Origin of the sequence: Paenibacillus plantarum, from assembly GCF_013141695.1 — a bacterium.
GTDB classification, from domain to species: Bacteria; Bacillota; Bacilli; order Paenibacillales; family NBRC-103111; genus Paenibacillus_E; species Paenibacillus_E plantarum.
Genome location: NZ_WHNY01000040.1, coordinates 62,917 through 74,660, shown reverse-complemented (window position 1 = coordinate 74,660; position 11,744 = coordinate 62,917). Strand labels below are relative to the sequence as shown.

The following is an 11,744-nucleotide window of genomic DNA, read 5'->3' as shown; positions in this document are numbered from 1 at the left end:
TAAATGATCAGGGTCGAAGCAAGAATTATAATAGAGGTAGGCTGCTTGTGAAAGCGATTACTATAAATTGAATCAAGGTAGGGATGGAGTTAATATGAGTAAATGCTTTCCCAAGAATGTTGCACCGGTTATCGATATTTTCCCGGATTTATGCGGTGTGCCTTATCGTTATGGTTCAATTCGCAATAAAATGGAGCTGCTTGCCCAACTCGGCTATAGTCGCGTTTACCTTGTGATCTCCTTGCCCGGATATCCTATGTACAGCAATCCGTGGCTGAGCGTGATGAATCCAGACAATCAAGCGGGTAATTACAGCATAGAATCTATTCTATCTGTAGGAGATCCTGTTTTTGAACATATATTTGAAGCGCATCGGGTAGGCATGGAGGCCTTTGCTGTTATGAAACCCTATGAAGGCGGGGGCGGCTATACGATTCCTCATGGAAAGCAGGCTTCGTTCAAGAACCGTTCCCTTTCTTGCATCGGGGGAGAACGCGTAGGACTGGACTCATTTCTGCCTGACCATGGGAACATGCGAGTGATGCGGAAGCCTATCCCTAATTATGAGCAATTGATCGCTCAGCCCATTACGCGTCTCACACTAAGCTTTTGCTTGGATCAAGTCGAAGAAAGAATCAGCTATGATCGGACGGATGTGTTTGCCTCTAAGCCGGACACTAGCCTGATTAATCATCCGATGACGGGAATTCAATTGTGGACGAGTGTCGATAATGGAACTTATGAGCTATATGAAGGAAGCTTGGAAATACGTGAGGAAGTGGTTGTCAAGCCTCTATTTGATGCCAACGGATTGCCCTTGTTTGATGAACCGAAGCGATGTCGGGAAGTGCACGTTACTAATCTGAATATTCCTCCGGATGCTGGCTATCTTGCAATAACCATGGAAATGGAGCAGGAGCAGGTAGTGATGATTCCGTATTCAATGATTTGTGTGTATGGCGATCTGGGCGAGATTCCAGTGACCTGCACGCCTTATGTACGAAACGAGGCTGTAACTAATAATGCGGACAGCGATGCTGATGATCCCCTCCAACCATTCGCACCTGGAACTGAAAAATGGTTTGATGCTACGTATCCTATCAAAGTGGGTGCTGGTTTTGGAATTAATAGCGGAGCTAAGTCGCTTTTTAAACGCAATGGGTTTGAATTTGAATGGTATGGAGCAGGTATCTGGGGCAATGGCTGGATGGGAGGCACCTGCTACGGAATTGCACGGGGAAAGATGACATATATGAAAGGCACCCATTGCGAAGCCTATCCGGAAGTGCGGGAATATTGGTTGGACGTCGTGAAGAAATTGATAGCGGTAGGTATCGATGGCGTGGATTTTCGGCTCCAGAATCACTCGGGTATGGTTAGTGATTATGTGAACTACGGCTATAATGAACCGATTGTAGAAGCTTATCAAAAAGAATACGGCATAGATATCCTGACGGAACAAGCAGATCCGCTCAATGTGATGAGGATCCGGGGCGAATTTTATCTGCAATTTGTCACTGACGCCGCGCATGTGCTGCATGAGTATCACAAGATCGTTCAGATCCATTTCCACGATTGCTATGAAAATCCGCAAATATCCAGTTCATTTGGTGAACTAGGCTTCTGGGCAATGCCTAAGGTTCTTCCAGACTGGGAGAAAATGATCGAGCTTGCCGATGAGATTACGATCAAAGATTATAATTGGGGCACCTATCGAAACGCATTGTCCACACAGATTAAGGACCGGGCAGCGGCATTGCACAAACCGCTGTGGGTTCATTGCTATATCGCACAGGGAGATGATTTGCGAGCGGAATTCGTCGAAGGTGTTGTGAAGGATCATAGAGTGACAGGCGTGTTATTATATGAAATTGGCCATAATCCTTATGCCTATAACCCATGGGTGGGTTTAATCGAAGTGCGTTCTGATGGAGTGGCAGTATTTAATAAAGAGGTATTAGAAAGGGTTGTAACTCTTTTTGGCAAGAGCAGTTGACATGCGTTGTTTAATTCATGAAAGGTATCTTTGCATGATTTAAATGGAGATTCTTTGTGGAGGAAATATGGATGCGATATATTGCGATAGACGTGGGAAGTACATTTCTCAAAGCGGCTCAGCTCGATGTTCAGTATCTTGCGATTACGAATATGGAATCAATTCGTATGCCCGAACCGCTTCCCAATGAAAACCCATTGGTTAAGGAATGGAATGCGATTCAACTGCTTGAGTTGATGCAAGGGCTGATTGATCGCCAATTGGCCAGTTGTCCAGGATGCAAGGGGATATGGATTTCGACGCAAATGCATGGATTTATTATAACCGATGAGTATGGCGTTGCTGTTACCCCTTATATTAGCTGGCAGGACGAGCGTGGCTTAGAGTACGCTGATAAGCTGGGCTCAAGCTATTTCTCCGCACTGATGGAACGAGTAGGGGAGGAAGCTTGGAGACGGACTGGACTATGGGAGAAGCCTGGAGTGGCTGCGGTTGGTTTATTTCATATGCTGCAGCAAGCGGATTCGGGGATGGAGATTGAGTGGGAGGGGCAGGGTACGGCATGTCCTGTCTCCATGAATGATATACAAACACTAGGCTCCAAGCGACTGTGCACCCTAGGCGGCTATTTAATTCAGAGCTTGACGGGGAGTCATGTTTGCCATTTCACGAATGCAGCGCCTACCGGACTTGTTGATGTTAGGGCAGGTGAGTGGGATATAGATATCGTTCGCGCTGTGGGCTGCCAAGCGTTGCAATTCCCGCGGATTGTGGTTGGTACTGATATTGTGGGTCATTATCATAGCCGGTGGGGAGCCATTCCAGTTTATCCCGACATTGGCGATCATCAGGCATCTGTGCTGGGCAGCCTTGCTGATGCGACGAACGAGGCCATCGTCAACATGGGTACTGCTGGCTGGATCTCACGAGTGTCGGATGCGTATCATATCGGCGAGTGGGAGCTGCGGCCTTATTTTGAAGGTAGCTATCTACCTACAATTACGAAGTTGCCGGGTGGGCGGAATATGGCCGTACTCGTGCGCTTTATTGCCGATGTGGGACAATCGATCTACGGGACAGCATTAACAGAAGACACGCTGTGGGAGCGGCTACTAGCAGAAGCAGACAGAGCGGCACAATACTTCAAAACTGGAAAGGGGCAATCCAGTAATGGGCAGCTACATGTGCATGTTGGATTTTATGGGAAGCAAACAGTCGCTGACAAAGGGGCAATTGACAATATCGATTCCGATAATTTGCAAGTGGGCGGCCTGTTTGCCGCAGCGATGGAAGAAATCGCCGCGATTTATGAGCGTAATCTGTATGTACTGGCAACAGCTGGCGAAGCTATCGAACAGATCACTTTTACTGGCGGGGTGATAATGAAAAATGCTTTTTTGCGGGATGCGATTGCGAAGGCTGTCGGAATTGAAGCCGTCATGGCACCTGCATGTGATGAGGTTTTTCACGGCTTACTGCGACTAGCGCTTGTAAGCGAAGGCTTGTACGCCAGTGTACACGAAACACGAGAAGTGTTGCTGCAAGCCATATTATAGTAGGAGGCGTGACATGAGCGCATTAAAAGACAGACTGAAATCCGGTGAAATCGTGATTGGAACGATGGCTGTAGAATTCAATACGCCGAATCTTCCCCGTATGCTCCAAATTAGCGGCTTTGAATATATGATCGTGGATTGTGAGCACGGGTACTTCGATTACGCGTCTGTCGCCCAGATGATTGCCGTTGCCAAAGGCTGGAGAATGCCGGTGATCGTGCGTATTCCGGATACGTCCCGTACCTGTATATTGAAGTACATGGATATGGGGGCTAGCGGTCTCTTGGTGCCCATGGTGTCTGGACCGGAGGACCTGCAAAGAGTAGTGGAGTATGCCAAATACAGGCCCATAGGCAAGCGGGGCGTAGCCCTAAACCGGACGCATGCCGGTTACGAGGTTCCCGATGCGGAAGCTTACATGAGGCAAGCGAATGATGAGACGATTCTGCTCGGACAGATCGAGACGGCAGAAGGATTGGAGCGGGTAGATGAGATTTGTGCGGTATCCGGCATAGATGGCATGCTGCTTGGACCTAATGACCTACTTCAAGATATGCAGGGAGATGGAGATACGCTGAGTACAGAAGTAGCGACAGCTCATCTCAACGGAGCTATAAGCAAACTCGGGAAAGCTGCTCATCGGCATGCGATTTGTTCGGGCATTATATCTTCGGACCAAACGCTTCTAAAGACGGGGGTTGAGCACGGCATGCAACTGTTGAGCTGGAGCAGCGAAGTTCGTCTAATGATGGCACAAGCCAGCAATGGTCTGCGACAGTTGGAAGAATTGCGACATCTGCATTAAGCAGTGCTTGAAATAACCCTATATTCACGATTCATGGGGACTGACTTGCGTGTTGATGGCGGCACGACAGCAAATTTTTTGAAGACTTGACAACAGCAAACTTAGTTATGCTTGAAAAAGCCAAAGGACCGTCAGGGTATCTGCCCTGATGGTTTTTTACTATTTTTTCAGGTAATGATAGCTGGTGGTATCCCGTGAAAGTGGAATTTGCGTTGAAAAAGAGGTATATTGGCAGGAATGTCCTTTATGAAGCGAGGTTAGTGCGGTGTGATGATGATTGCCAGTTTAGTTGTCTTACTAGTGCTCGCAGCACTATTTATCGTATATAGCACCTTATGGGTGAAATATTCACTTATTCAGATGGGCGATCCAGCTAGCAAGAAGGTCACCGTTGTGCAAATTACTGATTTGCATGGTCAAACTCATTTCATCAATGGCTCTCTGAGTAAAATGGTGAATCACGTTAACCCTGATCTTGTGATGATTACAGGTGATTTAGCATCTACCAAAGAGCAACTGGACAAAGTTCTGAAAGAAATTCGTCAAATAAAGTGTGAGCGTTTATTTTTTGTTCCAGGTAATCATGAACGTTATGGGTTAGTCCAATCCCGATTCCAACTGAATTCAGATCAAGATTATGAGGCGATTCTTAGAACCATTCGGGACGCGAATATTACTGTGTTATCCAATCGTGAATTTCCTGTGGACATCGGAGATAAGAAGTGGTTGATCTACGGTTTTGACAATTCCTTATATGGCAAAGAACGGCTGACTATGCGTGTAGAAGATCTACAAAGCTTTGAGGTGATCATCATGTTAGCTCATTCTCCGAGTATTATTGAAACTTCCCTACAGCCGCACATGCCATTTGATTTATTGCTCGTCGGGCACACGCATGGGGGGCAGGTTAGGCTGTTTGGACATACGATTGGTGCCTATAAAAACTATCATGTTGGACTCAAACGTATCGATCAGCGAAAGCATTTCTATATTAATCGAGGTCTGGGAACCTCACGGTTGTTACCGATTCGCGTGGCTTGCCCGCCGGAGATTGCTGTTTTCAAAATTGGTTTGTAAAAGGTGAGAATGAGACTGCCACGGAATTTCGTGGTGGTCTTTTTTTGCTACTTCAGTGCTGTGCACTAACCTTTAGTCCGAAATTGCCGAATTAATCTCACCGTCCGCAACGTTTTGAGTCAATTAGTTCAACTTTGCCCATCTAAATCAACCCAAACAGCCCTCACGCTAGCAAAATGGGGAAATAGGTGGGTATAACCGGACTATTAGTACTTTCCAGCATAGAATTCTCAGTTTAGTTAGGCAAAGTCGAACTCAAGCAGCTTCTGGAGAAGGGTTAAAGTTATCCGCAGTTCATTTGGTGAAAAAAGGAAATGACTGCTGTTCAGCGAATTTACTGGGATGACGAGATTGCGAGGTTACGATATGGAAATAATTCGTTTGGCAACATTGGATGATATAGACAAACTTATTAAAATGCGATGGGATTTCTCTGAGGAAGACAATAAGAGCGGTGCTAATTTTGCGGAGTTTCAATTAATATGCAGAGCGTTTTTAGTTAATGCACTCAGTGGAAGTGATTGGAAAGTTTGGGTTGCGGAAGTGGATGGCGAGATCGTCTCGCATATGTATCTGCAATTGATTCATAAGGTACCGAGACCTGGCAAATCGCCAGATCCGTACTTTGGTTATGTGACGAATGTGTACACTAGGCCAAGTTATAGAAGTAAGGGATTAGGAACCAAGATTCATCAAGCAATGGAACAGTGGTCGAAAGAACATGAGGTCGAGTTTCTTATTTTATGGCCGAGTACGAATAGTGTTGATTTTTACGAAAGAAATGAGTTCGCTCGAAGTGAAGAAGCTTTGGAAAAACATTGGTAATTATTGTATTGCCAGTATGAAGGGGGATGCATGGTATGAGTAAACACGTCTACATCATAACTGGTGCTTCAAGTGGGTTAGGAGCAGCACTATCACGCGAGTTGTTGTCGGAGGAAACGCTGGTATTGGGCATATCACGAACGGTGAATAAGGAGATTCAACAGCTTGCGCAGGATTTAAAAGCTAACTATGCGTTCATAGCAGCAGACCTCACTCAGGTTGAGCGTATAGAAGCTACCTTGCGGGAGATCATTGAGTCCATGGATTCATCCAAAGTTGAAACGATAACCCTAATTAACAATGCGGCAACTGTAACTCCATTTAATCCTATTGAAGCATGTTCGTCAGATGAAATTGTGTCGTCCATTCAACTGAATCTAACTGCACCGATACTACTTACTTCAAGCTTTATGAAGGAAACTGCGAATTGGACTGTAAAACGCGTGATTGTTAACATTTCATCAGGCTCGGGACAGTATCCTGCAAGCAGTATGAGTGTGTACTGCTCTTCCAAAGCTGCCCTGAACATGTTCACGAAATGTGTGGCGATGGAACAAAAGAAGGAAGGAAATCCGGTTCATTTACTGACAATTGACCCGGGCATGATGAATACGGGTATGCAACAAATTGCGCGAGAAAGCGATTTCGAGTTAGCGGCCTATTTTAGAAAACAGAATGAAGAAGGTCATCTAGCGAAGCCTGAAACGGTTGCACGGAACATCGTACTTGAAATCAGTCGTCATAGGGATGGAACACTGGCTTAGAATTGTAAGAGGGGAAATGAAACGTGATGCATATTGGCATAGATTTGGATAACACCGTACTGGATGCTACTTCAGCTTATTTACATTGTTATAATAAAGTTTCTGGGTTGGAACTAACCCATAAGGATGTTAATGATTTTTATCTATACCGATTATATGGTTGGGATAAAGCCAAACGGGATGAAGTGTATGATAGCTTCGGACACGATATACATTGGGGGTCATTACCTTTTCCTATGGCTGTTGAGGTATTACAAGAATTATTTAAACAACACCAGATTACGATCGTGACAGCTAGGCCGCAACAATATCAGAATGTCACCATGGCATGGCTTGAGAAATTTCAGATTGATTATCATCATATTTTGTTGGTTGAAGATAAGCTGCAAGCCTGCACAAGTTACGGTGTTGATGTTCTGATTGATGATGCGCCACACTATGCAGAGGAGTTAGCTGCGGCTCAGCGGCCAGTCATCTTATTTGAACAGCCGTATAATCTGAGTATTGCAAATGATTATGTATATCGAGCTGCGAATTGGTTGGAGGTTAAGAAACAGATCGATCTTTTAGGTTCGAAGTTCATTTGAATAGGATAGATGAAACAACGTTCTCGTCAAATTGATGAAGAACGTTGTTTTTTATATCGTGATTATAAGGTCTGACCACTATCAACGGTAATGATTTGTCCGGTCATAGCTTCCTGTTCCAGAGCTGCACAAATAAACTGGGCGATGTCTTCAGGCGTGGAAAGCTGCTTGAGCAGCAGGTTAGGAGCTAGTTTCTGCATCTGTTCTTCTCTTCCAGCCCACCAACGAGTGGCCACTGCTCCTGGTGCGACACAGTTCACCCTAATATGGGGTGCTAGCGCTCGAGCTAAGGATTTGGTCAAGCCATGGACGGCCGACTTAGAAATGGCATAGGGAAGAGAAGAGCCAACACCGGTTAATCCTGCAATACTTCCAACATTGACGATCGCCCCTTGTCCACTTGTTTTCATCATTGGCGCAACGGCTCTTGCACAGTAAAACATTCCTTTCACATTCACGTCGAACAATTCATCCCAAATTTCTTCGGTTACAGCGTTAAGATCAGGTAAGGGAATATGGTGTGTAATACTTGCGTTATTGACTAATAAATCTACGTCTCCCAAAATGTGTCCAATAACTCGTACCATCTCTATGACTTCGTTGTTACTGGAAACGTCTGCTTGTATGGCAATTGCACGACCGCCTTCTTGGATGATCTTTTGTGCTGTTTCTTCAGCATCTGCCTTAGAACGAGAATAGTTCACTGCAACCGCAACCCCTCGCTTTGCTAGTGCGAAGCTGACCGCTCTTCCGATGCCAGTTCCGCCCCCTGTAACGAGTGCTACTTTATTAGTTAGTTCCATTCAAAATTCCTCCTTAACTGCTATATGATTGCTATATGTTCATTGTAAAGGTAGTTTTAAGTTCTGTATAATTGAAGTTATTGAACATTTCATTCAAATAAATTGAATTATAGGAATGGAGATCAGCATGGATATTAAAACGTTAAAATCTTTACATATGATCGTGAAATATGGCAGTTTCCATCAAGCAGCAGTGGAAATGAACTATGCCCAATCAACCGTGACCATGCAAATTCAAAAGTTAGAAGCCGATATAGGTATTCAACTTCTAGAACGCGGGAAGAATATCCGCTTAACGGAAGCAGGCCGACTATTTTACGAGGAAAGTTTGGAGATTGTTAAAAGGTTGGAGAGGTTGCAAACGAACTTATCGGATCTACAATCGGGTGAAGTAGGGCACGTGCGAATCGGGTTGACAGAGCCAACAGCCAGTTATAGATTACCGCCATTGTTAAAAGAGTTCATGACGATACATCCGCGAATCCGTGTTTCGCTTGAAATTGCTAGCACCACAGCTTTGGTCGAGTCCTTGCAGCAAGATAAAATCGATTTCGCGTGCTGTTCGGCACCAGAAATAGGAACCGATCTTTTTTTTCAGCCGCTGTTCTCGGAGAAATTTGTTGCTTTACTACCTGAGGATCATCCCCTTAGCCTGTATGAGGATCTTGAACCAGGTCTATTCGTAGGTCATCGACTTTTGATAACGTCAGCAACGTGTCCATATCGGAAAAAACTGGAAATGATCCTTCAAGAGTTAGGGCATGTGGCGATAGATACGATGGAGATTGGCAGCATGACTGCATTGAAGACCTATGTGGAAAATGGATTTGGCTTTGCGCTAGTGCCTGAGATTGTACTAGACCCGATGCCTCGTGGGACAAAGGTACTTCCAGTGAGTGGTGCATCTATTGATATGTTGACAGGGTTCATATACAAATCCGCGCCTTTAAGTTATGCGAGTGGACAGTTGTTTCGATATTTGAAAGAAAAATTGAATACGCTTGATTCCTAAGATTTACAGAAAAGCATTCCTATGCTACCATATCTCTAATGATAATGATTATCAATGAATGAAGGGTTGATGAATCACAATTGGAGATGATGAAGTTGCAAGGTAATTTGGACACGCTAGAATTCGCAAATCGTACGATCTATGTGTATACCCCAGCTTCCTACAAGTTGGATGTCGCAAGACGCTTTCCTTCGGTCATTGTGCAAGATGGAAGTTATCTATTCGTAGATTCGATGACTGCACTTGAAGCTGATTTTGCAAGCGGTGTGACAGAAGAAGTCATTTTCATTGGCATTGAACCACAGGAGCGAAATCGGGAGTACACACCGTGGAGAGCGGAGAATCTCGTGAATGATGGTGGTTTTTTTGAGGGTGAAGGTGATGTGTATTTGAAAATGGTTACGGAGGAAATCATGCCCTATGTGAGGACACGTTATCGAATCCTTAAAGACGCTGCTCATACAGGCATTACAGGTGCTTCCTTCGGGGGATTGATTTCACTTTACGCAGCCTTTCAAAAGCCTGCCTATTTCGGCCGTTTCGCGCTCATGTCCGCCTCCTTATGGTATGCCAATTTCATGGATTTCGTTGAACAGCACGTGTTCACACAATCCGATATGCGAATCTTTCTCTATGTAGGTGAACAAGAAGGGGTAGGAAGGACGACGTTACAGCAGCACATGGTGCCGAATACGAGGAAAGCTTACGAACTATTGTCTCAGAAAATTCCTGGCGGAAGGGATTGTATACGTCTAGAAACTGATCCCGAAGGCTTACATTTACATAGCTATTTTAATGCTTATTTTCCTCATGCGATTAGATTTATTTTTCCAGGTGGTAGGTAGTAAATAAAACCGGCAATCAAGGACTTCGTTCAAGTCTTAGGTTGCCGGTTTTTTCGAGTTTATGCCAGATTGAGGTTAAGATAACCCTCTCCAGCGGAGGATGCCGGTGCTGCGAAACGGATCTAGGTCCCGTAACTATGGCGAAGAGTAGAGATATCGCGCTCCAGAGTAAGCGTAGTTCGTTCCATCGGTCTTCCAACGGGAATATAGACCATGTTCTTCACCATCATTAACTGCGATATCGTCTCATCGGATATGACATTGCGTCCATCAAATAAGATGGGCTGATGCATGAGCTGAACCATGAGAACCCAGTCCAATTCAGCGAATTGCGGCCATTCCGTCATGATGATGAGCGCATCAGCTGCTGCAGCTACCTCATAAGCTGTGTCCTTTTGGATCACGCCTTCGATTGAGGTCGGTAGGACGACAGGATCATAAATCTGCACCTCAATGCCATACAGATAACAGAGTCGCAGCAAAGTGAGAAATGGTGCATCACGCATATCATTCGTATTCGGTTTGAAGGAAATACCCAGCACACCTAGTCGTTTGCCACGTGGATTTCCCCAAAGTGAGATCAGCTTTTCCAACAACTGAGGAATTCGCTCCTCATTGATTTGAGCCGTTGCTTCGAGTAAGGGAAGTGAGCGCCCAATGGCTTTGCCGGAAGTCAGCAGTGACTGCAAATCTTTGGAAAAGCAGGATCCACCATATCCAATGCCCTCTCGTAAAAAATGAGGACCGATGCGTCGATCCGCACCAACGCCTTGCATAACTTGACGATTATCCGCGCCATATCCCTCGCAGACATCCGCGATCATATTGGCAAATGAAATTTTCATCGCTAAGAAGGCATTGGAGGCGTATTTGATCAGCTCAGCACTGCGTCGATCACAGACTTGAATCGGGGCATTGATCCCTTTATATAGTTGATGAAGAGCGGCCTTGGCTAGGTGCGAACGGCATCCGAAAACGATGCGATCCGGGTTCATAAAGTCGTTAATTGCACTGCCTTGACGAAGAAATTCGGGGTTGAACACGACTTCCGAATGGAGTCCGGCAGTAAGTAAATTAGCCTCCAGCTCATCACAGGTGCCCACGGGAACGGTGCTTTTCATAATGATAAACGGAGGGCAAACGCCACCAGCTTGCTTCAATTGAGCTATCACATCGTCAACTTGACTAAGATCGGTCTGACCATTCACGCCAGTTGGGGTTCCAACTGCAATCATAAGTGCATCAGCACCCCTGGATGCGTTTGCTACATTGGTGTCAAAAGATAAACGGCCCTCACTAAGGCAAGTTTCAAGCATCTCCTGCAGATCAGGTTCCCAAATCGCTAATTTATTCTCGCGAAGGTCCTGAATGACATGTATCCGATCGACCGCTGTGACGAAATGACCTAACTTTGCGAAGCAAACTGCGGCTACTAAACCGACATAACCCGTTCCAATAATCGTTAAACGCATGT

General features: G+C 45.3%; 11 protein-coding genes. 9 read left to right on the top strand and 2 right to left on the bottom strand.

Going from position 1 to position 11,744, the window contains the following annotated elements:
• Window positions 1–94 precede the first annotated feature (94 nt).
• The 7 genes from GC096_RS12500 to GC096_RS12470 all read left to right on the top strand — a co-directional run bounded on the left by GC096_RS12500 (window position 95) and on the right by GC096_RS12470 (window position 7,610).
• Window positions 95–1,996, top strand: coding sequence for a hypothetical protein (locus GC096_RS12500; RefSeq protein ID WP_171630559.1), 1,902 nt, complete (start codon window positions 95–97; stop codon window positions 1,994–1,996).
• A gap of 71 nt (window positions 1,997–2,067) precedes the next feature.
• Window positions 2,068–3,552, top strand: a complete 1,485-nt coding sequence (locus GC096_RS12495) for a sedoheptulokinase (protein WP_171630558.1) — start codon at window positions 2,068–2,070, stop codon at window positions 3,550–3,552.
• Between the two features lie 13 nt (window positions 3,553–3,565).
• Entirely contained in the window at window positions 3,566–4,357 is a 792-nt protein-coding gene (locus GC096_RS12490; RefSeq protein WP_171630557.1) for an HpcH/HpaI aldolase family protein, read from the top strand.
• Between the two features lie 270 nt (window positions 4,358–4,627).
• On the top strand, window positions 4,628–5,434 hold the full coding sequence (locus GC096_RS12485; protein ID WP_246302742.1) for a metallophosphoesterase: 807 nt from the start codon (window positions 4,628–4,630) through the stop codon (window positions 5,432–5,434).
• Window positions 5,435–5,800: 366 nt separating this feature from the next.
• Window positions 5,801–6,259, top strand: coding sequence for a GNAT family N-acetyltransferase (locus GC096_RS12480; RefSeq protein WP_171630555.1), 459 nt, complete (start codon window positions 5,801–5,803; stop codon window positions 6,257–6,259).
• Between the two features lie 35 nt (window positions 6,260–6,294).
• A complete protein-coding gene (locus GC096_RS12475) occupies window positions 6,295–7,023 on the top strand; it encodes a (S)-benzoin forming benzil reductase (RefSeq protein ID WP_171630554.1) in 729 nt (242 codons plus the stop codon).
• A gap of 26 nt (window positions 7,024–7,049) precedes the next feature.
• Complete coding sequence (locus GC096_RS12470) at window positions 7,050–7,610, top strand: 5' nucleotidase, NT5C type (protein ID WP_246302741.1); 561 nt, start codon at window positions 7,050–7,052, stop codon at window positions 7,608–7,610.
• A gap of 62 nt (window positions 7,611–7,672) precedes the next feature.
• Here GC096_RS12470 and GC096_RS12465 read toward each other — a convergent pair whose 3' ends face one another.
• Window positions 7,673–8,413, bottom strand: coding sequence for an SDR family NAD(P)-dependent oxidoreductase (locus GC096_RS12465; protein ID WP_171630552.1), 741 nt, complete (start codon window positions 8,411–8,413; stop codon window positions 7,673–7,675).
• A 127-nt stretch (window positions 8,414–8,540) separates the two neighbouring features.
• On the opposite strand from GC096_RS12465, the gene GC096_RS12460 reads away from it, so the two are divergent.
• Window positions 8,541–9,425, top strand: a complete 885-nt coding sequence (locus tag GC096_RS12460) for a LysR family transcriptional regulator (RefSeq protein ID WP_171630551.1) — start codon at window positions 8,541–8,543, stop codon at window positions 9,423–9,425.
• A 95-nt stretch (window positions 9,426–9,520) separates the two neighbouring features.
• The gene (locus GC096_RS12455) at window positions 9,521–10,270 is read left to right on the top strand and encodes an alpha/beta hydrolase (RefSeq protein ID WP_171630550.1); all 750 of its coding nucleotides are present in this window, start codon (window positions 9,521–9,523) and stop codon (window positions 10,268–10,270) included.
• A 122-nt stretch (window positions 10,271–10,392) separates the two neighbouring features.
• Here the strand turns inward: GC096_RS12455 and GC096_RS12450 are convergent, their stop codons facing one another.
• Window positions 10,393–11,742: a UDP-glucose dehydrogenase family protein gene (locus GC096_RS12450; RefSeq protein WP_171630549.1), complete on the bottom strand. Its 1,350-nt coding sequence runs from the start codon at window positions 11,740–11,742 to the stop codon at window positions 10,393–10,395.
• Window positions 11,743–11,744: the final 2 nt, after the last annotated feature.

Excerpts from the sequence above, each read along its gene's own strand:
- GC096_RS12500 (WP_171630559.1), top strand. The coding sequence starts at position 95 with ATGAGTAAATGCTTTCCCAAGAATGTTGCACCGGTTATCGATATTTTC.
- GC096_RS12495 (WP_171630558.1), top strand. The coding sequence starts at position 2,068 with ATGCGATATATTGCGATAGACGTGGGAAGTACATTTCTCAAAGCGGCT.
- GC096_RS12490 (WP_171630557.1), top strand. The coding sequence starts at position 3,566 with ATGAGCGCATTAAAAGACAGACTGAAATCCGGTGAAATCGTGATTGGA.
- GC096_RS12485 (WP_246302742.1), top strand. The coding sequence starts at position 4,628 with ATGATGATTGCCAGTTTAGTTGTCTTACTAGTGCTCGCAGCACTATTT.
- GC096_RS12480 (WP_171630555.1), top strand. The coding sequence starts at position 5,801 with ATGGAAATAATTCGTTTGGCAACATTGGATGATATAGACAAACTTATT.
- GC096_RS12475 (WP_171630554.1), top strand. The coding sequence starts at position 6,295 with ATGAGTAAACACGTCTACATCATAACTGGTGCTTCAAGTGGGTTAGGA.
- GC096_RS12470 (WP_246302741.1), top strand. The coding sequence starts at position 7,050 with ATGCATATTGGCATAGATTTGGATAACACCGTACTGGATGCTACTTCA.
- GC096_RS12465 (WP_171630552.1), bottom strand. The coding sequence starts at position 8,413 with ATGGAACTAACTAATAAAGTAGCACTCGTTACAGGGGGCGGAACTGGC.
- GC096_RS12460 (WP_171630551.1), top strand. The coding sequence starts at position 8,541 with ATGGATATTAAAACGTTAAAATCTTTACATATGATCGTGAAATATGGC.
- GC096_RS12450 (WP_171630549.1), bottom strand. The coding sequence starts at position 11,742 with ATGCGTTTAACGATTATTGGAACGGGTTATGTCGGTTTAGTAGCCGCA.